The organism is Luteirhabdus pelagi, from assembly GCF_016827595.1.
GTDB classification, from domain to species: Bacteria; Bacteroidota; Bacteroidia; order Flavobacteriales; family Flavobacteriaceae; genus Luteirhabdus; species Luteirhabdus pelagi.
The window spans coordinates 183,380-207,687 of sequence record NZ_JAECMS010000005.1 but is presented as its reverse complement, the minus strand read 5'-3'; the positions used below and the strand labels follow the sequence as shown (position 1 = coordinate 207,687).

At 42.6% G+C, this 24,308-nt stretch carries 13 protein-coding genes; 8 read left to right on the top strand and 5 right to left on the bottom strand.

Features of this window, described 5'->3' with window-relative positions:
* The gene (locus tag I4Q58_RS13335) at positions 1-1,848 is read left to right on the top strand and encodes a CocE/NonD family hydrolase (protein WP_203296391.1); all 1,848 of its coding nucleotides are present in this window, start codon (positions 1-3) and stop codon (positions 1,846-1,848) included.
* Positions 1,849-2,031: 183 nt separating this feature from the next.
* Here the strand turns inward: I4Q58_RS13335 and I4Q58_RS13330 are convergent, their stop codons facing one another.
* From I4Q58_RS13330 to I4Q58_RS13315, 4 genes are all read right to left on the bottom strand, one after another.
* On the bottom strand, positions 2,032-4,845 hold the full coding sequence (locus I4Q58_RS13330) for an alpha-amylase family glycosyl hydrolase (RefSeq protein WP_203296390.1): 2,814 nt from the start codon (positions 4,843-4,845) through the stop codon (positions 2,032-2,034).
* Positions 4,846-4,946: 101 nt separating this feature from the next.
* Complete coding sequence (locus I4Q58_RS13325) at positions 4,947-6,317, bottom strand: SusE domain-containing protein (RefSeq protein WP_203296389.1); 1,371 nt, start codon at positions 6,315-6,317, stop codon at positions 4,947-4,949.
* Between the two features lie 24 nt (positions 6,318-6,341).
* Positions 6,342-7,940 carry a RagB/SusD family nutrient uptake outer membrane protein gene (locus tag I4Q58_RS13320; RefSeq protein ID WP_203296388.1) on the bottom strand — a complete coding sequence of 533 codons (1,599 nt, stop codon included), beginning with the start codon at positions 7,938-7,940 and terminating at the stop codon, positions 6,342-6,344.
* 15 nt (positions 7,941-7,955) lie between these two features.
* Positions 7,956-10,877: a SusC/RagA family TonB-linked outer membrane protein gene (locus I4Q58_RS13315; RefSeq protein WP_203296387.1), complete on the bottom strand. Its 2,922-nt coding sequence runs from the start codon at positions 10,875-10,877 to the stop codon at positions 7,956-7,958.
* 249 nt (positions 10,878-11,126) lie between these two features.
* Here I4Q58_RS13315 and I4Q58_RS13310 point away from each other — a divergent pair, with 249 nt between their 5' ends.
* The 7 genes from I4Q58_RS13310 (at position 11,127) to I4Q58_RS13280 (ending at position 22,417) form a co-directional block, all read left to right on the top strand.
* Positions 11,127-12,164, top strand: a complete 1,038-nt coding sequence (locus tag I4Q58_RS13310; protein WP_203296386.1) for a LacI family DNA-binding transcriptional regulator — start codon at positions 11,127-11,129, stop codon at positions 12,162-12,164.
* Positions 12,165-12,313: 149 nt separating this feature from the next.
* Complete coding sequence (locus I4Q58_RS13305) at positions 12,314-13,834, top strand: MFS transporter (RefSeq protein WP_203296385.1); 1,521 nt, start codon at positions 12,314-12,316, stop codon at positions 13,832-13,834.
* Positions 13,824-14,483 carry a beta-phosphoglucomutase gene (gene pgmB / locus I4Q58_RS13300; protein ID WP_203296384.1) on the top strand — a complete coding sequence of 220 codons (660 nt, stop codon included), beginning with the start codon at positions 13,824-13,826 and terminating at the stop codon, positions 14,481-14,483. The genes I4Q58_RS13305 and pgmB overlap by 11 nt, the downstream gene beginning before the upstream one ends.
* 34 nt (positions 14,484-14,517) lie before the next feature.
* A complete protein-coding gene (locus I4Q58_RS13295) occupies positions 14,518-16,824 on the top strand; it encodes a glycoside hydrolase family 65 protein (RefSeq protein ID WP_203296383.1) in 2,307 nt (768 codons plus the stop codon).
* On the top strand, positions 16,821-18,665 hold the full coding sequence (locus I4Q58_RS13290) for a glycoside hydrolase family 13 protein (RefSeq protein WP_203296382.1): 1,845 nt from the start codon (positions 16,821-16,823) through the stop codon (positions 18,663-18,665). Before I4Q58_RS13295 ends, I4Q58_RS13290 begins: the two co-directional genes overlap by 4 nt.
* 11 nt (positions 18,666-18,676) lie before the next feature.
* Positions 18,677-20,950 carry an alpha-amylase family glycosyl hydrolase gene (locus I4Q58_RS13285; protein WP_203296381.1) on the top strand — a complete coding sequence of 758 codons (2,274 nt, stop codon included), beginning with the start codon at positions 18,677-18,679 and terminating at the stop codon, positions 20,948-20,950.
* Positions 20,951-20,968: 18 nt separating this feature from the next.
* The gene (locus tag I4Q58_RS13280; protein ID WP_203296380.1) at positions 20,969-22,417 is read left to right on the top strand and encodes an alpha-amylase family glycosyl hydrolase; all 1,449 of its coding nucleotides are present in this window, start codon (positions 20,969-20,971) and stop codon (positions 22,415-22,417) included.
* Positions 22,418-22,493: 76 nt separating this feature from the next.
* Here the strand turns inward: I4Q58_RS13280 and I4Q58_RS13275 are convergent, their stop codons facing one another.
* Positions 22,494-24,278: an AMP-dependent synthetase/ligase gene (locus tag I4Q58_RS13275; protein ID WP_203296379.1), complete on the bottom strand. Its 1,785-nt coding sequence runs from the start codon at positions 24,276-24,278 to the stop codon at positions 22,494-22,496.
* Between the last annotated feature and the right edge of the window lie 30 nt (positions 24,279-24,308).

Here is a 24,308-nt window from a genome sequence, read left to right as displayed (position 1 = left end):
ATGAAAAAAAGAATTTTATGGATAGTGCTTGTCGTGTTTGTTCATACGATTTGGGCACAGGATGAGGATTATGTTCGCGATAATTACGACAAAACTGAAACCTACATCACCATGCGCGATGGGGTTAGGCTCTTCACTACTATTTATGCGCCTAAGGATACTTCCAAGGAATATCCCATCATTATGCAACGAACGCCGTATAGCTGTAAACCATATGGTGAAGACCAATTCCGTTCGAAGATTGGTCCGAACGAGTTTATGATGAAAGATGGCTATATCGTAGTATACCAGGATGTTCGCGGCCGATGGATGAGTGAAGGTGTGTACGATAACATGCGCGCTTATATTCCGAATAAAACGGGCGATCAAACCGATGAAGCAAGCGATACCTATGATACAATTGATTGGTTGGTTGAAAACGTGCCGAACAATAATGGTAAGGTGGGAACCTGGGGAATATCGTACCCAGGGTTTTATGCCACTTATTCCTTATTGGATGCGCATCCAGCACTGAAGGCTTCGTCGCCTCAGGCGTGTATCGGCGATTTCTATTTTGATGATTTTCATCATAATGGTTCGTATTTATTGAGCTATTGGCGTGCAACGGCTGTTTTCGGATATGATAAAACGGAACCTACCAAGGACGCTTGGTACGACTTCCCTGAATTGGGTACCGAAGATCAATATCAGTTCTTTTTGGATGTAGGACCCTTATCGAATTTGGACAAGTATTATGACGAATCGAATGTATTTTGGCAACAGCTAAAAGAGCATCCAAATTATGACGAATTTTGGCGTTCGAGAGGAATTATTCAGCATTTGGAAGACATCAAGCCAGCGGTAATGGTGGTTGGCGGTTTGTTCGATGCTGAAGACTTATACGGTCCTTTTGAAACGTATGAGAACATCGAAAATCGAAGCGATAATTATAATACAGTTGTTTTCGGCCCGTGGAGCCATGGCGATTGGGCACGCACGAAGAAGCGCCAAGCTATCGGAAATGTATTTTTTGGTGAAGATATCTCGCTTCATTTTCAACGCGATATTGAAACCCCATTTTTCAACCACTTTTTAAAAGGATCTGGATCGAACACTACCGACTTTCCCGAAGCGTACATGTATGATACCGGCGCTCGAGAGTGGAAGAAATATACCGAATGGCCACCGAAAGCTGTTCAAAACAAAACCTTTTGGTTGGGAGGGAATCAGGATCTGATTTCTGAAAAACCAGCAAATGGCTCAGAAAGCTTTATCAGCGATCCAAAAAAACCAGTTCCCTATTCTGAAGATATTAAGATGGTATTTACGCCACGAAAGTTTATGACCGACGATCAACGCTTCGCTGCCCGTAGAACCGATGTGTTAGTTTATGAAACGGAGGTATTGGACGATGACATGACGCTGGCAGGCGATATCATGGCAAAATTACAAGTAGCCACTACGGGAACGGCAGCCGACTGGGCGATAAAGTTGATTGATGTGTATCCACCCGATGCGGAAGACTATCCCGAGACGCAAGAATATTTAAAAATGGGCAATTACCATATGATGGTTAGGAGTGAAGTCATGCGCGGTCGGTTTCGAAATGACTTTAGTAAACCGGAACCATTCGAACCCAACAAGAAAACCTCGGTTACCGTAAAACTTCAGGATGTGCACCACACCTTCAAAAAAGGGCATAAAATTCAAATACAGGTGCAGAGTACGATGTTTCCATATGTCGATATCAATCCGCAAACCTATGTTCCAAACATTTTTGAAGCTTCTGAAGACGATTTCAAAAAACAGACACATACGGTGTACCACGATTCTAAAATCGAGTTTTCAATTCTTCCACAGAAAAATTAGCACACAAAAAAAGCGTCTCTGGAAAGAGACGCTTTAGTAACAAACCTAACTAGTAAATTTTTAAAGAGTAACGTTCAAAATTCTTTATCCCCACAAAAAATCCTGAGGCGTTACCTATTCACTAATACACCTTCAAATATAGGGCAACAAATGAGGCTACACCATACGTACATACACGTATTTTTATTTCTTTAAGATTTTAAAAGATTCTAATCCGTTATTAGTTAACGCCTTAGCGAAATAAAGTCCGATGGGTAATCCTGAAAGATCTATTGGTGAATTTGCATTATAACTGTATTGAACAAATAGCGTTTTACCCTGCGCATCAAAAATCATAATCTCAGTGGCATTTTCAGTGAAATATACACTATCTGCGGTAGGGTTAGGGTACATTTCAATTGTGCTATACGATACATTTGAGGTATTCAATACAGATTCTTCATTGGCATAAATGAAATATTCTCCCGGCGCTAGCGTAATGGGTTCGTTAGTGTTGTTTACGGTAATTACACTACCATCCATCATATTGTACCATGTACCCGTTTCCTGAAACTCGGGATTGAAGGTTTGTTCGAACACGCTAAAATTCCCAACAATCGTTACAAATCGAATCTCGTCACCCGTTGCTGAAGGGTCTTCCAAATGAATCTTTTTGACCCCATCCGCATTTCCAACATCTAAACTAAACGTATCGGTGTGAAAAATTGGATTCTGCTGGCGAAGTCCGATAAAAGTTCGAAACGCATGGTAGAGATCGTTTCGATCTTGCTGGGTGTTATATCCAAGCGGCCAGGGTAGCGGTTTTGGATCTACCCGACATGCGTTATTGATGCTCCCATCTTCACAATAATTGATGCTAAAATCATATCCCAATTCGCCAAACTGCCATATCAGTTTTGGCCCAGGGATGGTGAAAAAGAAAGCCCCCGCCATTTCTACACGGTCCGTAGCCGTTGCCAATTCGGTTACATCGTAGCTTCCTTCGCTGTTACCGAATTCCAAATTCTTATACATCAAGCGTTCCTCATCATGACTTTCCATATACGCGATATTTGAAGGGGTGTCCCAACCTCTGTTTTGATAGTTAATCCAAGAGAAGTCACTATTGCTATTATAGCCCATTGTGGCTTCATTATAGTGGAAGTTATGATTGCTCCAGACCATCATTCCCGGTTCATCGGGATTCGATGTCGCTTGATATTCAATCAGTTCGGTTTCTTCTTCGTTTGGAGCGAAATGTTCTAAAATCACATAGGCAGAAGGGTCAACACTTCTAATTTCATCATACATCCGTTGCAAAAGCGCAATTCGCGATGCATCATAAGCACCGCCATCGCCTGGTGTGTTCGTGAACCCTTTGGTAAAATCGAATCGATAGCCATCGATATTGTATTCTTCTAGCCAAAACTTGTTTAAGCGATCGACATAATACTGCGTCTCCACAGATTCGTGGTCGATATCGTTAAAGAAGGAGAATGTGGAATTCGGATCCTCAACATTGAAAATTGGATTTTCAGCCGTTGCCTGTCCGCCATAACAACCATTACAATCGTTATACATTCGGAAGTAGGGATTTTGACCCGTAGCATGGTTGTATACCACATCTAAAATAACGGCGATACCGCGTTCGTGACAAGCATCTACAAAGGCCTTAAAGGAGTTTTTGTTACCATAATATTTGTCCAATGCCATATGAAAACTCGGATTATAGCCCCAACTGATATTGCCATCGAATTCACTGACTGGCATCAGTTCAATAGCATTCACACCCAAATTGTCCAGATATTCCAGTCGATCGATAAGCGATTCAAAACTATGGTCCGCATCGAAGTCACGAATGAGTAGTTCGTACACCACTAGTTCCGATTGTTCCGGTCGTTCAAAATCCGTTACTTGCCAATTGTAGGGTTCAGGGTTGGTTTCGAACCAGGTAACGGCATGATTGGTTTTTCCGTTAGGATATTCAGGAATGTCTTGAAAGGTATCTGCTTCAATAAAAGCATCGTTGAATTCATCCAAAATATAGGTAGCATAAGGGTCTGCCACACGGATATCGGCCTCAATGACATATTGGAACAAAAAATCGTCTGGTGCTTCATCCAAGTTATTTAGCGTAATCCAAAATCGATTAGTACTCGTATCCTTATTCAAAAGATAGTCATTGGAGAGTTGCCATTCGTTAGCGCTAAAATTTCCAACCAGGTGAACGAAATCTTTATTCGGGGCGAAAAGTACAAAGGTTGCGGTATTGGGATTATTGGCATCCCAATTGATGCCGTCTTCCATTCCTGCGGGTACAGGAAGGTTTTGAGTGTTTGGAGTTAGAATTACATTGAAGGCGGCCGTCTTTTGGTTACCACTGCTAACCTCCGTTGCAACGAGTTCGAAATAGGTGTCCTCATTGATGGTATAATTGTTTGAATAGTTAGTGCTGTTGGTTTCGTTATCGATACTGTTTCCATTTGCAAATACTTCAAAATTTGCCAATTCTGAAGTATTCGCTTCAATTGAAAAATTGGTGCCCGTGGGTACAATGCTGATCTCGGTTGAAGGTTGCGTAACGACCAATTCGAAACCGCCCACTTCAACAAGATGATCCTGTGTTTTCCGTTCTCCATTGCCCATATCGCTGGCATCTTTGGCTTTTGCGAGTATTCCAATACGTCCGATATCTGAAGTTCCATAGAGAACAGAAGGAGTGAAGGTGTAAGAATAGGAACCATCGCCATTATCGGTAAACTTCTGACTCTCATCGCTGTTGGTCCAAGAACCATTGGTAGGCGAATCGCCAGCATTATTGTCATCAAGATCGAAGTACCAAGCCCAAAGGTAAATATCGGAAACGCCCCATATACTTGGGTCGATATCGGTTACGGTGACCGTAATTTCTTCGGTAGCTTCGAATGTCGGTGGATCTACGCTAAATGTAGCGGTTTGAATCTGTGCCGAAAGGCTAAGACAGCATAGTAGCGTTAGTATTGTAAATAATCGTTTCATATTTTTCTTTTTCGGTATAAAACAAAAGGAGGGTTTTGAATGGCCCTCCTTCTGTCAACAAAATTAATCAGTGGAATGTACTAGTAACTAAATAGTGTTTTCTAACGAATGATATAGGTAGGCGTCCCAGAACTGAAGTCGATTTCGAAAGAATATACTCCAGCAGTAGCCATAAGATTATCGCCATCGGCTTCCAGGGTACCATCGGCGCCAGTATCACCTAGGTTGTTTGCCCAGTCTTCATTGATTCGGAATTTATATTCACCGTCCATTAACGTAATACCAGAGATTACCCAAATATCAGGATTAACTTCAGTTAAGTTTGCATCGGGACCGGCATTCCCCCAGTCGTTCCATGCAGAACCTACGATTCCCCAAAGTTCAGCTTCTTCGATAGTGTAAGTAAGGTTTTCTAGGTCGAAACTCAACATATAGAATCCAGCAGTAACTACGATATTGTCGCCTCCAGCATCTAATGTACCGTCTGCACCAGTATCGCCATAGTCTTGATTCCATTCGTTGTTAAAACGGATTTTCATTTCTCCGTCCAACAATTTCACGCCTACCTTAAAGGTATTGGTGGTATAGTCGTAGTATGTTTTTGCATCGGGTCCGTTTCCGCCCCAATCGTTATAGGCAGATCCTACTATACCCCATGAGAATGGCTCGATTGTATAAGTATTGTCGTTCAAATTCAACGTTACTTTATAATCGCCCTGGGTAGTAACGATGTTGTCTCCGTCCAATTCAATTGTGCCATCGGCGCCAGTATCGCCATAATTCACAGCCCAATCGTTGTTTTCACGAAACTTCATTTCACCATCCTTCAAGAAAACATACGCTACAAAGACGTTGCTTTCGCTTGTGGTGTACATGGGAGCATCGGGACCGGCATTTCCCCAATCGTTATAGGCGGAACCTACAATTCCCCATGGAGAAACTTCAACACCAGAACTTCCACCATCATCTGTAATTTCAATGATTCGAATGGAAAGTGCCATGGTTTCAGAAGTTGAGATCACCTCTGACCCGGTATCCCCAACGAAGGCATTCACTCTAAAGTAAACTGTGCCCTCGTTATTTGGGTTGCCATCGTCGCCATTGGTATTTGGATCGTTATCCAATCCAAGTAATTCGGCCATAGCATATAAGTCGCCAACCTTCACAGCATGGTTTGTTTCCGTAATGGTATTCGAGCTGTAATCTACCGACTCGAAATCGCTAGAAATAGAGCCTTGAACCTCGTAGCTAATAGGAGTTTGAACATTTAAGGCAGGTTCGTTCCATACAAATCGCTCTGCAAGGTTATCGGATGTTTCCTGGGTTAACGCATATTCGCTTGCAGGAGTGTTCGTAAAGACTATATCCTCAGAAGGTTCCTGTACTACAAAAACCACATCGTCTTCTGTTTCACAAGCGGAGAATGAGAGTACCGCTACACAGGCGAGGAAAAATATTGATAGTTTTTTCATTTTCTGAAATTTTGATGATTATGTTTAGTATCCTGGATTTTGAACGAGATTGGTATTAACACCTAAGTCGGTTGAAGGTATTGGCATCAGATCTCGGAATGGTTCGGTAGTAGTACCTTGAGGTACATTCCCCTTAAAAGGCCAGATTCCTTGATCGGAGAATTGTCCGAATCGAATTAAGTCGGTTCTTCGGTGACATTCCCAATGCAATTCGCGTGAGCGCTCATCCAGAATAAAATCTAAGTTTAAGTCGCCACTCGTTATATTTCCGCTTGTATCGCCATAGGCACGTTCGCGTAATTCATTGATATACGCCACTGCGGTTGCAGCGCTTCCTCCGCCTCCGCGTAGATGTGCTTCAGCATACATCAAGTAAACATCAGCCAATCGGAACATTGGAAAATCGGTATCGGGATGGTCATCTGGATCGGACCCAGGATTACCATTTACGTCAACATTTCGGTATTTGATTACCGCAAATCCATCGGTAAATGTTGCGATATTCTGAATTTCTTTCGTTTGACCGTCGGTGTAGAAATTGGCTCTATCGTCGGCAGAATTTTCTTCATTTGGAAACTGCTCTACAAAGTTTGAAGTCGTTCTGATTCCAGACCATCCTCCATTAATTCCGAAGAAAGAAGGATCCATGCTACCTCCAACAGGCGCGTGTACCATAAAGGTCATACCTCCAAACGATTGCGTATTCAAGCCGTCGAAAGGAACAGGGAAGATAGTTTCAACCTGTGACCCATTACTATCGTTGTCGGCTAAGAATAAGTATCCGTAAGGCACGTCAGCAATACTGTAGTTGCCAGAATTGATGATATTGTTACAATATGTAATTACATCGCCATATCGCGCAGTTCCTGTATATACTTCAGCATTCAGGTATAGTTTTGCCAATAATGACCAAACAGCGGCTCTATCTGCACGACCATACTCGTTATTGCCAGCCTCGATGATATTTGATTCCACTTCTAGCAACTCACTTTCAACATAGTTAAACAATTCGGTACGCTGTATTTGTGGTGGTAAGAAGGCACCAATTGGATCTTCCTCTGTTACAAAAGGTGGGTTGCCAAACAGATCCATCATATGCCAATAGCTTAACGCTCTCATAAACCGAGCTTCTGCTCTGTAATCTTGAATGTCTTCACGAAGTTGACCGCTAACACCTCTGGAATCGAGTACGTCTGAAGTGGTCTGCCGTAAGAATTCATTACAAAGAGCTACTTGGTACATGATTCGAGTATACATGGTTCTGATAAACTCATTGCCTGAGGTCCAGGTTTGCCCATGTAAATCGCGAATCGTTCCGTCATTCCAACCGATAACTGCTTCATCGGTGGTAAGTTGCTGCATTTTCCAATACAGTCGCAAATAGTTTGAAAAGCCTTCGTCCAAACCAATAAGGTCGGGATTACCCGCAGGGCCTATTTGGCCGCTGAGGGAGAGACCCGCATAAATCTTTGCAAGAAATGCGCGGTAAGCAGCAGGATCTTCAAACGCGACGTTCGATGTATTTCTGTCATCTTCTGGAAGCAATTCCAAGTCGCTTTCACAAGCAACAAAGGTCATGCTAAGCAAGAAAAGAAATAGGTACTTGGTTACATTTTTATACATAGCGTTTCTTTATTATTAATAAGTAAAGTTTAGTCCAAAGATGAAGCCTCGAGGTCTCGGATAGAAATTATCGTCGATACCGCCAAAGATCTCAGGGTCTAGTCCGTCGTACTCTGTAATGGTCAGTAAGTTTGTGCCAGTAACACTTGCCGTCATGGTAAGCGTTTCGAACGGAATTCTGTACGAGAGGGAAATGTTGTCAAGTTTCACAAAATCAGCTCTTCTAATATAATAATCTGAAAAGAATTGTGCCGACTGAAAGTTCGTATTTAACACATCTGGGCTACCGTTTCGTAGGTATCCATCGCCATTTGGTGTTAGAAGTTCTTGATAGAAACCTGTTGCCGAACTTACATTATCATAAATATAGTTTCCAAAGTTGCCCCTAAACGTAAAGCTTAGGTTGAAATTCTTATAACTCATATTACTTGTAAGTCCCATATACACATCGGGAGTAGCCTTTTTATATGGCTGTCTGTCTTCTTCTGTAATCGCATTGTCGCCATTCACATCAACGTAGGCACCTTCAATAGGATTTCCGGCATCGTCGTAGACTTGTCGCAATACAAAGAAGGTAGTGGGATCGTACCCCGGCTTCCACAATTGAACCGTATTTCCTACACCACCAGAAATTCCACCCTGAGGGATAAAGAATTCTTCATCGTCGCTCAGGTTTAAGCTTTGGATTTCAACTTCCTGTAAAGTGGCATTTGTATTTATTGTCCAACTAAAATTTTCAGTATTGAAGATATTGGCGGTAACACCCAATTCCAATCCACGGCTCGTAGTAGATCCAACATTTGTAACCAATTGATCCGAAAGGTTCGAACCAGCTGGTACTGGAACCGTTGCTAGTAGGTCATCGGTTTCACGATAGTAACCATCGAAGGAAATATTTAAATTATTGTTTAGGAAACCAATATCAATACCAGCGTTATATTGTGTGGTCTCCTCCCATTTCAAATTTTCATCAAATTCTTCGGGACGAAGGGTATTCACAAAAGTATTTCCAAACTGAACACTAGCGGTTTGTTGTCCAGGAGAATACACCCCTAGATATCCATAATTCTGACCAATTTCTTGGTTACCGGTAACGCCATAACCACCGCGAATTTTCAAATTTGAAATGGCATTGAAATCTTCCAAGAAAGGTTCATTCTTAACTTTCCAACCTACTGATGCCGCTGGGAAGTTACCCCAACGATTGTCTTCACTAAAACGGGAAGAACCATCTCGTCGGAAACTAGCGGAAAGCAAGTATTTGTCTGCGATGTCTAAACTAACGCGCCCAAAATAGGACTCTAAAGCATTTCTGTCAATGGTTGTAGGTCGCGTTACCAAGACCCCATTTTCAGTCACCTGAAGATCAGACTCAACATAGAATTCCTGATAGGAGTGTCCCACAGTGGCATCAACATCAGTATTGATGGCAGTTACATTGCTGTTATAATTGAGGAATAAATCTAAATTTTGATTTCTATTGAAGCCGGTATAGAAGTTTTGATAAAGACCATCCTGTTGGGTGGCAGATTCTGCCAAAATAAACTGCTTTCCGTCAATTTCAGAATAATCATATCCAGCATTCGTGGTAAACTTTAACGCTGGCAAAAAGTGAAAACGGTATTCTGCCTTTAGGTTTGTAATGTTTCGTTTGTTACGGGCCTTGTTATCGTTTTGCTCCAACAGTGCTACCGGGTTTCGAGGCGCAAGTGTATTTACACCACCATCTGGATTGGTATATTCAAAATATCCTCCAAACTGATTGCCGGGTTGAAATATCGGTTGTGTAGGATCGAATCGCACTGCATTCGAAATCGCACCCTCATCGGCGTAATAATTATCGTCGAAACTTCCGATAGACGTTAGGTATAACTTCAGGTTGTCATCGAACAAACTTCCGGTTAGGTTTAGATTAATCGCGTTCCTTCTATACAGGTCGCGACGAAGAATTCCTTCCTTGTTCGTATTGTTGTAGTTAACACGGTAGGTGAAATTTTCGAATCCTTGCGAGAAGGTAATATCGTGAATCCCGCCGGTAGCTGTTTTATAAATCTCTTCCTGCCAATCGGTGTTCGCATTTCCAAGTAGTGTAACATCAGCTACATCGCTATTGTTTTCTACTAACTCGCGGAATTCTGAAGCCGAGAACACATCTACTTTGTCTATTTTCTCTTCAACAGAGAACTGGAAATTGTAATCTATGGTGAAGGGTGTTCCTTTCTTCGCCTTTTTGGTGGTGATAAGGATTACCCCATTGGAAGCTCGAGAACCGTAAATGGCGGTAGCCGAAGCATCCTTTAAGATGGTGAACTCTTCAATCTCATTAGGGTTGATACTGTTTAATTGGTTCCGCACTCCTTGCACACCGCGTTGGTCTAATGGAATACCATCTACCACGATCAGAGGACTATTATTTGCAGATAAGGAAGAACCGCCACGAATACGAATTTCCGACCCACTACCAGGAGCACCACCCGCAGAGGTAATGCTAACACCGGCTGTTTTTCCCGCTAATAACTGTTCTGGTGAAACAATGGCGCCTTCGTTAAATTCTTCACTTGAAACACTGGAAACAGCTCCTGTGGCATCTTGCTTGGTCGTAGAACCATATCCAATAAGGAGTACTTCGTCTAATACCGAACTATCTTCGCTTAGTTCTGCAGAGATAGAAGATTGTCCCGTATAGGCAATTTCCTGTTTCGTATACCCCACATATGAAAAAACCAACACAGCATCATCGCTTACGTTGGTCAATGTATAGTTTCCTTCAAAGTCGGTAGTGGTTCCATTGGTGGTGCCTTTTTCGACAATATTCACCCCTGGAAGGGGAATACCGCTTGAAGCTTCTGTAACAGTTCCCGAAACTGTCGATTGGGCCCAAGCTATTGCCGGAACCATCAAAAGTAGGAACAGTAAATTATCAAGGAGTTTTTTCATATTTAATCAATTAGTTTACAATGGTTTGCAAAGACTATCTGCTTACTTCCTCGACCAAATGTAAATGATTTTTTATTACATTTTTAACAATTCCTTAATACAGCATGTCACGAAAACGTTTTCGTGTTGATAAGTTTTAAAACTTTAACATTTTCTCATTTTAGCCCTGTAATATTGAGGTTTCCACACTTTATTATTTTGAAAGTGATAATTCTTTAACTACTTTAGAAGAAAATTGCTGAAATTCCCATGCAGAAATTGACCCTCAAGAAAATTGCCCAGGAATTGGATGTGTCTATATCTACAGTCTCAAAGGCGCTTCGCGATAGTCCTGAAATAAGCGACGATACCCGTCAGAAGGTGAAAGCCTTCGCAACCCTCTATAATTATAGGCCGAATAAGATTGCGCTTAGCCTTAAGAATCGCAAGACAAAGACCATTGGGGTCATCATTCCTGAAATCGTTCACCATTTCTTCACATTGGTCGTCAGCGGGATTGAAGAAGTAGCGAATTCACGTGGATATAACGTCATTATCGGACTTTCAAATGAATCGTTTTCGAAGGAAGTGACCGGTATGGAAACGCTGGCGAATGGCAGTATCGATGGCTTTATCATGTCAGTCGCCCGTGAAACCCAACTAAAAAAGGATTATCATCACCTTAATGAAACCATCGACCAAGGCATGCCAATCGTAATGTTCGACCGTGCAATCGATTCCGTGGCTTGTGATAAGGTAATTGTCGATGACGTAGAAGGAGCCCGAAAAGCAGTAGCAAAATTGCTCTCGCTTCAATGTAAGAATGTCGGGATTCTCACTACCGAAGACCATGTAAATGTTGGGAAGCTCCGAACCAAAGGCTACCGAAAGGCGATGAAGGAAGCGAACCTGGAAATTCGTGAAGATCATATCCTGAAATTAGCCGACGATTTAAATCGTGAAGAAAACCTATCGCAGTTAAAAGAGGTTATTAAGACCTATTTAATGGAAAATGCTGCTATTGATGGGCTGTTCGCCGTAAATGAAATCTATGCCCTTACTGCCATGAAAGCGGCCATGCAGCTCGGAAAGGATATTCCAAAGGATTTTAAGGTAATTGGTTTTACGGATGGTGTCCTTTCAAAATACGCAACCCCAAGCTTAACAACTGTTAGTCAACACGGAAAACAATTAGGGCAAAAAGCTGCCGCCCTGTTAATTGACCGATTAGAAAAGGATAATTTTGACCCGCCATTTGAAACAGTCGTTATCGAAACGGAACTGGTCGAACGCAAGTCCACTTCCTAATTTTAACATAGTCAAACCCAAAATTTACCTATCTTTACCGCCTAGACGCATCAAAGATTGTGTGCTTACTTCCTACCTAACACGTCTTGATACGTCGCAAATGCACAGCATTTCTGCGCTTTCGAGGCTTTATTGTTAAAGCAATCGATATGCAAAAACCACGTCTTTCCTTTTGGGAAATATGGAACATGAGTTTCGGCTTTTTGGGCATCCAATTCGGATTTGCACTACAAAATGCCAATACCTCTCGTATTTTCGAAACCCTCGGTGCGAATGTGGAGGATATTCCAATCCTTTGGATCGCAGCTCCGGTTACAGGACTCATCGTTCAACCTATTATAGGTTATTTTAGTGATCGGACCTGGAACCGGCTCGGACGACGCCGTCCGTACTTTTTGGTTGGAGCCATTCTTTCATCTATCGCTCTCTTCATTATGCCGAATTCCCCAACCTTATGGGTAGCGGCGGGAACCCTTTGGATTATGGATGCTTCTATTAATATATCCATGGAACCCTTCCGTGCTTTCGTAGGTGACAACCTTCCAGACCGTCAGCGTACGCTTGGATTTGCTATGCAAAGTTTCTTTATCGGAATAGGTGCCGTCGTAGGATCCTTATTACCCTATATTTTTACCAATTGGATCGGACTCGATAATACCGCGCCGGAGGGAATTATTCCGCAATCGGTGAAGTGGTCGTTCTATGTGGGCGGAATTGTCTTTTTGTTGGCAGTGCTATGGACGGTCTTCCGTTCTAAAGAATATTCACCTGAACAATTACAAGCTTTCGAAAAAGCCAAGGTGGAACGTTCCCCTAATTTTCGGCCAGCTACCATCGATCGCGAGAAAAACATTAAAAAACAACAATGGGCAGGCATTCTCATGATGCTGTTCGGAGGTGCAATCACCTATTATATCTATTCCAAGTCGCTTACTAAAGAGTTATATATACTATTTGTTGGCTTAATTGCGGTAGGATTAATGTTCCTTACAGTTGCCTTACTACGTAAGAAAAACACTCGAAACGGCTTCACGATTATCATTACCGATATGTTGAACATGCCCAAAACCATGAAACAATTGGCATGGGTGCAGTTCTTCTCCTGGTTCGCCCTTTTTAGTATGTGGATCTATACCACTCAGGCTGTAACCGGACATGTTTTTGAAACCAGCGATACGACTTCAAAGTTATATAACGATGCAGCCGATTGGGTGAATGTAATGTTTACCGTTTACAACGGTGTTGCAGCCGCTGTTGCATTCCTATTGCCCGTGCTGGCGAAACGGACCAGTAATAAGTTTACGCACTTCTTGGCCTTGGGTATGGGGGGTATCGGATTGATTTCTATCTATTTCCTAAGTGATAAAGTGGGACTTTTGCTTGCGATGGTCGGCGTGGGAGTAGCCTGGGCAAGTATTTTGTCTATTCCATATGCCATGCTTTCAGGCTCGCTGCCAGCAGCCAAAATGGGCTATTTTATGGGTGTTTTTAACTTCTTTATCGTAATACCGCAGATTGTAGCAGCTACGATTTTAGGGTTTTTGGTGAAGGAGTTTTTCAATAACGAACCTATTTACGCCTTAATTATAGGAGGATGTGCCATGATATTATCGGGAATACTAACGCTTCGCGTTACCACTGTGAAAAAAATGAACATAGATGCAACATAAGAAAGGTTTCATATTCGATTTGGATGGCGTGATTGTCGATACGGCAAAATACCACTTCCTAGCTTGGCAGAAATTGGCCGCAGGAATCGGTATCTCTTTTACTGAAAAAGAAAATGAACAATTGAAAGGTGTAAGTCGCGTCCGTTCCCTAGAAAAGATATTGGAATGGGGAAATACAACCCTTTCGGAAGAACGGTTCCAAGAGCTGATGGATTCAAAAAACACCGATTACCTATCGCATATCGATACCATGAGTGAAACGGAGATATTACCCGATGTAGAACGAGTGTTGCGATTTTTAGAAGATAATGAACAACCGATGGCCCTAGGTTCTGCCAGTAAGAATGCTAGAACTATTCTTCAAAAAGTGAAGCTGATACATCGTTTTCAAACTATTGTGGATGGAACTGATGTTAGCAAGGCAAAGCCGAATCCGGAAGTGTTTTTAAAGGCTGCGGAAAGATTGGATATCGCTCCGATGGACTGCATCGTTTTTGAAGATTCGGTCGCAGGAATCGAAGCGGCCAATACCGCAGGAATGGTCAGTATTGGCATTGGCGATCCCAGCGTTTTGAATACGGCCGACCACGTGTTTTCCGATTTTACGCAAATGAATAACGAATTTTTGAATAAGCTGATACAGCAATAAAATAGGTCGACTGAGTTCGACAATGATAGATAACATGAATCAAGATTATATACAACCTGACGCATGGTCGATTATTGAAGAAGGCTTCGAGCCGGGCCGTGTGAAATCGTCAGAAAGCTTGTTTAGCCTTGGTAATGGTGCCATGGGCCAACGGGCCAACTTTGAAGAGGGCTATAGCGGTCCGACCTTTCAGGGAAGCTATATCGCCGGAGTGTATTATCCCGACAAAACCCGTGTGGGTTGGTGGAAAAATGGATATCCTGAATATTTCGCCAAAGTATTGAACGCTCCTAACTGGATTGGAATCAAGGTTACCATAAATGGTGAAATACTTGACCTAAATACCTGTAAAGAGATTCGCGATTTCAAAAGAGAACTGAATATGAAGGAAGGTTGGTACCAACGATCGTTTGTGGCCTTGCTTCCAAACGATATTGAAGTAGAGGTTGTCAGTACACGTTTTCTTCACCTAGATAAGGATGAATTAGGCTGCATCAACTATGCTGTTACACCGCTGAACCAGTCTGCTGAAGTTTCATTCACGCCATATTTGGATGGTGGTATTACGAATGAAGATAGCAACTGGGATGATAAGTTCTGGGATGTTTCTGAGGTAGCATCTGAAGAAAATCAAGCTTTTATTCACTCTCGAACCATGAAGACCGATTTTCATGTGTGTACCTATATGGAAGCACAACTTTTTCAAAATGGAAGGCATCTTCAGCAAACGCCGGAAACAAAAACGACCGACCGTGCTGTTCGCCATACTTACACAACTACTGTCGAGGAAGGAGAAACGGCAACCTTGTTTAAATACGCTGGCTACGCGGTTTCATTGAACCATACCCCTTCAACACTTAAAAGCGCGGCTAAAAGCGTTTTGAGGGAAGCTACTGATATCGGTTTCGATACCCTGCTTCAACAACAGAAAGAAGCTTGGTCAAAAATTTGGGAAATGGCCGACATCACCATCGATGGCGACGTAAAGGCACAACAGGGAATCCGATTTAATATCTTTCAACTAAACCAAACCTATCTTGGGAAAGATGCGCGACTAAATATTGGTCCCAAAGGATTCACCGGTGAAAAATATGGCGGAAGTACCTATTGGGATACCGAAGCCTACTGCTTGCCTTTTTATATGGCCACCAAAAATGATGAAGTAGCGAGAAACCTACTCGTCTATCGCTATAACCACCTTGAAAAAGCAATTGAAAACGCCGAAAAGCTTGGCTTTACGAATGGAGCAGCCTTGTATCCGATGGTGACGATGAATGGAGAGGAAAGCCATAACGAATGGGAAATTACCTTCGAGGAAATCCATCGAAACGCTGCCATTGCTTTTGCGATTTATAACTATACGCGATACACTGGCGATACCAGCTATGTTCCCGAAAAAGGACTGGAAGTGTTGATTGCTATTGCACGATTCTGGCACCAACGGGCGAATTTCTCTACGGCCAAGAACAAGTATGTGATTTTGGGCGTAACGGGTCCGAACGAGTACGAAAACAATATCAACAACAATTGGTATACGAATTACTGTGCAAAGTGGTGTATCGAGTATGCCACCGAAATGTTGGAAGGGGTTGAACAGCACCATACAAAGGATTATGAGCGCATTACTTCAAAAGCGAACCTTTCGAAAACGGAGGTAAGCGATTGGAATAAGGTAGCCTCGAACCTTCACTTTCCCTATTCAGAAGAATTAGGCGTATACCTTCAACAGGATGGGTTTTTAGATAAGGAATTGGTGCCCGTTTCGCAATTAGATGAAGCGCAGCGACCGATTAATCAGAAGTGGTCTTGGGACCGAATCCTTCGTTCAGCCTACATTAAACAAGCCGATGTCTTACAGGGCTTCTACTTTTTTGAAGATCACTTTTCAGAAGAAGCATTGCAGAAACACTTCGATTTCTACGAACCGCTTACCGTACATGAATCATCGCTTTCGCCCTGTGTACACAGTATTCAGGCGGCGAAGTTAGGGCGCATGGAACAGGCCTATGAGTTTTACCTACGAACTTCTAGACTTGATTTGGACGACTATAATAAAGAGGTCGATGAAGGGTGCCATATTACAAGTATGGCGGGAACATGGATGAGTATCGTAGAAGGTTTTGCTGGCATGCGTGTTCGTGATGGAAAGCTTCACTTTTCACCTCAAATTCCGAAGAAATGGAAGGAATATTCGTTTAAGATCAATTTCCGGGGAACAATCGTTACGGTGAAGGTAGGGCAGGAGCACCACTGTTTTTGTGTGAAAGGTAAAAAGGAGCTTGAGATTAATGTGAATGGAGAGGCGATGAAGCTCTCTCCCAATACCGAAGTAACGATATGAAGCAGCTATCATTTTTAGTATTTCTATTCAGTTTTTCACTTTTTGCACAGTTGGAACGAGTGGAACCACCGTTTTGGTGGAGCGATATGCATACTTCACAAATCGATATTTTGCTGTATGGTGAAAATATTTCAACCTATGAAGTCAGTATCGATGGTATGCCGATTTCAGAAGTCAAGAAAGTTGAAAATCCCAATTACCTGTTCGTAACGGTTGAAACTAACGGACTGGATGCTGGAACTTATCCTATTCAACTTACAAAAAAGGGTGCTTCAACAGTAAATTACGAGTATGAGTTGAAGGCTAGAAAACAAAATTCCGCTACTCGTGAAGGCTTCAGCTCCAGCGATGCCATCTACCTTTTGATGCCAGACCGATTCGCGAATGGTAATCCAAACAACGATAGCACCGATGACACCGTAGAAAAGGTAAACCGAAGTTTTGATGGGGGTCGCCATGGAGGCGATATCCAAGGCATTATCAATCATTTAGACTATATAGATAACCTTGGCTTTACCGCCATTTGGAGCACGCCACTTCTCGAAGACAATGAGCCGGTGTATAGCTATCATACTTATGCCCAGAGCGATTACTACAAGATCGATCCGCGCTACGGTACTAATGAGGATTATGCTCGTTTAGCTGCTGAAATGAGAAAGCGTGATATGCATCTAATTATGGATTATGTAACCAATCACTGGGGAAGCAAACACTGGATGATTGAGGATTTGCCGATGAAGGATTGGATTCATTATTGGCCAGAAGGGGAAAATGGCTTTAAGCGAAGCAATTACCGAATGACCACACAGTTCGACCCCAATGCATCTGAAATTGATGCCGAAGGCTGTATGGAAGGCTGGTTCGATACTACCATGCCCGATATGAACCAAGAGAATCCGTTGCTATTGCAATACATGATTCAAAACGCGATTTGGTGGATCGAATATGCAGATTTAGGGGGCTTCCGAGTCGATACCTATTCGTATAACGATAAGGAACCTATTGCGAAATGGACGAAAGCTATCATGGACGAATATCCAAATTTCACTATTATTGGAGAGGTTTGGATGCACGATCAAGCGCAGATTTCATATTGGCAAGGTGATAGTAAGATTGGGGCGTTGCAAGGGTTTAACTCACATCTTCCCGCAGTGATGGATTTCACTTTACATGATGCCATCAATGTAATGTTTACCGAAACAGAAGGCTGGGACAAGGGCATGATTCGCGCCTATGATAATTTTGCCAACGATTTCCTATATCCCGATGTCAATAATCTGATGGTTTTTGCCAGCAACCATGATACGACTCGTATTAACGACTTGTATGATGGCGATTTTGATGTGTTTAAACAGATCATGACTTTGGTCTTTACCGTTCGAGGGATTCCTCAGTTTTACTATGGTGACGAAATTGGCATGATGGGGAATAAGGAAGAAAAAGGCGATGGCGATATTCGTCGCGACTTCCCTGGTGGTTGGCCTGGCGATACGCAGAATGCATTTACGGAAGCAGGTCGAAATGAAACCCAACAGCAATATCACAACTTGGTGTCGACAATTCTGAATTGGCGAAAGGAGAATGCTGCGATTCATGCTGGTGAAACATTGCAGTATATTCCCATGGATCAGGTGTATGTGTATTTCCGCTATACCGATGCTGATAGGGTGATGGTGGTGTTGAACAATTCGGAAGAAGATAAAAATATTGAGCTTTCGCGTTTTGTTGAAGGTCTTAACGGTGCTAAAAATGGAACGGAGATTATTTCTGGTGAAGCGTGGAACTACACCGACGCGATGACAGTTCCGGCGAGGGCCGCCATGATTATCGATTTAAATTAAAATTGAAAAATATGAAAAACGGGTTCGTTTTAAGTCTGCTTATCATTTTGGTGTCATGTGGTGAAACCAAGCAGGAAGAAGAAGCGATGGAAGCATCGCTGATCAAGGGAACGGCAACTCCGGTTTGGTTAGATGCTGAAGAGGGTGAAATACTACTATCAGATTATTTTTTGGATACTTCCCTAATCGATTCCTTGGGAACGCCACATGGATTTGAAGCCGAGTTAAGAGAAAACAATACGAAGGCTTATTTCAAAATGTCGGATGAAACGCCATATATCGTCAACCTACGCGTATGGAGCGATGGCATTGCGAACGATATTCCGCTTTTCAAAAGCAATAAGGAAAACAGGACCATTACGTTGAACGACCCAAACAAGCAATATGAATTTGTTGGGATTAAAGGTCAGTTTAGCAATTGGGAAACAAGTGACATGAACTATGAGAATGGCAATTGGAGTTCCGATGTTCGGGTGGTACCTGGCGATCATCAATATGTGTTGATAGCCGATGGAACCGAGATGCCCAATCCCGATGAACCCATAACGACTGGAAATGGTATGGGCGGCACCAATTCGGTGTTACGGGTTCCGGTGAATGCGGAAAAGCAACCTTTCCTTCAAACCGAGTCGATTACTGACGATGGGTTTACGTTAGTTTCAAGTCAGCCAGCTACTTCAGTGCTTGCCTATCTCGATAATCAATTAATTTCTTCAGAAAACATCAAAAGTGAAGGCAACACTATTTCAATTGCCCTTCCCGATTCAGATAGTGAGCGCTCCTACGTTCGCGTCTATGCTGCCAACGAATTCGGTCGATCGAACGATGTCTTGCTTCCTTTGGAAAACGGCGCCATTGTTACCGATGCATCACAATTAAAGCGAACCGATTTTCATACCCAGATTATGTATTTCTTGATGGTCGATCGCTTTCTCGATGGCAATCCGAAAAACACCAAAAAAGTGGATAATGATAGTATTTCACCGAAGGCCAATTACTACGGTGGCGATTTGGAGGGTGTGTTGGCGAAAATAAACGATGGCTATTTTACCGACATGGGTATCAATACCATTTGGCTGTCGCCGATTACACAAAACCCCGAAGGTGCCTACGGCTTATGGCCTGAGCCACTGACGAAGTTCTCTGGTTATCATGGCTATTGGCCTGTAAGTAATACGAAAATCGATTATCGCTTCGGGAATGAGCAGGTGTTTCGGGATTTGATTGCTGCTGCTCATGAAAAAGATATCAACGTTATTTTGGATTATGTAGCGAACCATGTGCACGAATTACACCCCTTGTATAAAGAGCATTCCGATTGGGCAACCAATCTTTATTTAGAGGATGGCTCGTTGAATACCGAGCGTTGGGACGATCACCGACTAACAACATGGTTCGACACCTTTATGCCGACCTTGGATTTTAGCAAGCCTGAGGTGGTCGAAAAAATGACCGATAGCGCTGCCTATTGGGTTACCAATTACGATTTGGATGGGTTCCGACATGATGCCACCAAGCATATTCAACTAAAATTTTGGCGAACACTAACGGAAAAAGTGAAGAAGCGGGTAGAGCGACCTGTGTTTCAGATAGGGGAAACCTATGGAAGTCCAGACTTGATACGAAGTTATATCAGTACTGGGATGTTGGATTCGCAGTTTGATTTCAATCTTTACGACGCAAGTGTTCAAACCTTTGGGACCGATATTTCCTTCGAGCGTTTGGCGAAGCAATTGCAGCAAGGCTTAGATTATTATGGTTATCACCATTTAATGGGAAATATCTCTGGAAATCAGGACCGCGCGCGTTTTATAAGCTATGCTTCTGGCGATGTTCGCTTTGATGAGGATGCGAAGAAAGCGGGTTGGACGCGAACCATTGGTATGAGCGATACCACTGCCTATAACAAATTAGGAATGCTTCAGGCGTTCAATCTGACGACACCTGGAATCCCTTGCATTTATTATGGTGATGAATATGGAAGCATCGGAGGGAACGATCCCGATAACCGAAAGATGATGAAGTTCGAGGACCTTGATGTAAACGAGCTACAACTGAAGCGAAGGGTTCAGGAATTGGTGAAGCTACGGCGCAATTCTATGGCATTGCAGTATGGTTCAACCAAGATTCTCGCGGCAGATGATACTAAATTCGTCATTCAACGGCAGTATTTTGATGAAGTGGTAACGGTGGTCTTCAACAAAGGGACGGAGGCCATTCAATATGATGGGGAGGAAATTCCGGCAAACGATTTTAAAATAATTCAGAAAACAATTCAATCTTAATTCAACAAAAACGAAGCTATGAAAACGCAACTAGCGCTTTGGTCATTAGTAGTAATCACAGTTCTATTCGGCTGTAAGGAGGAAAAGAAAGAGGTAGTAACTTCCGAAGCAACACAAGAAGAAAAAACGGAATTAGCGCCTATTAACGATGACGTATTGGAAACGGCTGTTATTTATGAAGCCAATATCCGCCAGTATTCGCCAGAGGGAACGTTTCAGGAATTTACCAATGATATTCCGAAACTGAAGGAGTTGGGGGTGAAGGTTATTTGGCTGATGCCGGTGTATCCTATCTCCATGGAAAAAAGAAAGGCAACTGGCGATTTGATGGTTAGCGATATCGAAGATCCCGAAGAGCGTAAAAAATATCTGGGCAGTTATTATGCCGTAGCCGATTATACGGCCATCAATCCTGAATTTGGTACGATGGACGATTTCCGAAGCTTGGTGGATACCGCTCACGATAATGGAATGTACGTTATTTTGGATTGGGTGCCAAACCATACGGGTTGGGACCATGAATGGATAACGGAGCATCCTGAATTTTACACAAAGAATGCAGAAGGGGAGATTACAGATCCATTAAACGAGGATGGAGAACCAGTGGGTTGGGCCGATGTAGCCGATCTGGATTATAGTAATGAAAAATTACAACGTGCGATGATCGATGAAATGAAGTTTTGGATTACCGAAGAGAATGTGGATGGTTTTAGATGTGATGTAGCCGGTTCTGTTCCTACTGAATTTTGGCAGAAGGCGATCCCTGAATTACGGGAAGCAAAGGATATTTTTATGCTGGCGGAAGCGTGGGAGCCTGAGTTGTTGAAGGAGAATTTATTTGAAATGGCCTATGCGTGGGAAGGACATCATTTGCTAAACCAAATTGCCAAGGGGGAAATGAACGGCACCGATTTCGATACATATATGAAGAAGATGGATACCGACTATGAAGACAATGACATTTTGATGAATTTCATTACAAACCATGATGAGAACTCATGGAATGGTACCATTGAAGAACGTATGGGCGATGCTGCTGAAGCCATGTTAGCACTAAGCTATGCGATGCCCGGAATGCCCTTAATTTATAGCGGACAGGAGTACGATATGAATCACCGATTGAAATTCTTTGAAAAGGATACCATTCCCAAGGAAAAAAGAAAAATGTGGCCAAAGTTACAGCGATTGGGAGAACTGAAAAATTCCGTTCCTGCCTTGAACGGAGGAAAGGATGCGGCTTCCTATGAGCGTATTCAGACGAATGATAATGCGAAGATTATCGCTTTTTCACGAAAGAAAGGCGATAGCGAGGTGGTGTTGGTCATAAATGCAAGCGATGCCACAACAAGTGCGGCACTGGAGATTGAAGGCGATTACGTAGATGCCTTTAGCGATGAAAATATCTTTCTTTCGCCATCACAGTCTAGAGAAATGGGCCCTTGGGAGTATTGGTTGTTGGTTAAGTAAGAACTGAAATAAAGTAGCCACTGTCCTTAAGATGCTGAATCAAGTTCAGCATGTATAAAAGGCAAGTGGCTATTTTTTATTGATTCGGATGTTCGTAAATCCGGTTGTAAAGGTCTAAATATTTCTCTTTGATAACCTTACGCTTCATTTTCATGGTAGGGGTAAGGTGACCTTCCTCAATGCTCCAGACATCGGGCGTTAACTCAAATTTCTTTACCTTTTCCCATTTGCCAAAGCGTTCGTTGTAGAAATCGACTTCCTTTTGAATGCGTTTGATCAAATCTTCATTTTTGACCAACTCCTTATGGTCGCTTGGAAGATTTCGATTCTTTTTATTGCCCCATTCCTTCACAAACTCAAAATCGGGCTGAATTAGTGCTGCAGGCATTTTTTCGCCTTCACCAACCACCATAATCTGTTCGATAAAGCGAGATTGTTTCATTACGTTCTCGATAAGCTGTGGCGCCACATACTTTCCACCGCTCGTTTTAAACATTTCCTTTTTACGGTCTGTAATTTTCAGGAAGCCATCCTTGTCTATTTCGCCGATATCACCTGTATGGAAATAACCATTTTTCAATACTTCATCGGTTTTTTCTTGGTCTTTATAATAACCGCACATTACCTGTGGTCCTTTTACCAAGATTTCACCATCATCGGCAATTTTAACTTCTGTATCACGAATTGGTTTTCCAACGGTTCCAACACGGAAGCCACCGTCACGAATATCGTTTACGGCAACCACTGGGCTTGTTTCCGTAAGTCCGTACCCTTCCATCACCGGAATACCGGCCGCGTTAAAGACACGTGCCAATCTTGGTTGCAATGCAGCACTACCGGAGGCTATTGCCTTCAGGTTTCCACCGAGGGCTTCTTGCCACTTGCTAAAGATCAGTTTTCGTGCAACTTTCAACTTTGTTTCATACCACCAACCATTTTGGCCGTAAGGTTCCCACTCTAATCCAAGGTCGATGGCCCAATAGAATAATTTCTGTTTGATGCCTGATAATTCAGCACCTTTCCCGTAAATTTTATCATATACTTTTTCCAACAGACGTGGAACTGCGGTCATTACCTCAGGCTTCACCTCTTTTAGGTTATCGCTGATGGTATCCAAACTTTCCGCAAAATGGATCTCCACACCGCAATATTGGTACATGTACAGAAGCATTCGTTCGTAAATATGACAAACAGGAAGGAAGCTGAGGGAAGTCGATTTCCCAGGATTAATAGGTAGTCGCTCCGCACTATGCTTCGCATTGCTGGCAATGTTCTTATGACTAAGCATCACGCCTTTCGGCTTACCGGTAGTTCCAGAGGTATAGATAATGGTTGCGAGATCGTCTTCAGAAATCGCCTCCATTCGCTTTTCAACCTCCTCCTGATTGCTATCATCTTTTCCTTGTTCAAGGACTTCCGACCAGTTTTTGGCACCTTCGACCTTGTCGAACGTGTACACCTCTTTTAGTGAAGGAACGTTCGTTTGAATCGCTTTCACTTTGTCGTATACCTCTTTACACGAAGCGAAACAATATTTAGATTCGCTATGGTTCAATACATATTCATATTCATCCTCAGAAATCGTAGGATAGATTGGAACATCCTGGGCGCCCGTCTGCATAATTCCGATATCGCAAATATTCCATTCGGTTCTATTGGTCATTGAAATAATAGCAATCTTATCATTCGGCTCGATTCCCATACGAAGTAGAGCACGGCTAATCATATTCGCCTTTTCGATATATTCTTCGGTAGAGGTAGCTTTCCATTCTCCGTCATACTTCGTAACAAGCGCTCTTTTTTGAGGATATTGTTGCAATTGATAATATGGAAAATCGAAAAGTCGCTTCGGATCGTTCATAATCTTTAGAGGATTGGTGTGTCTATGCAA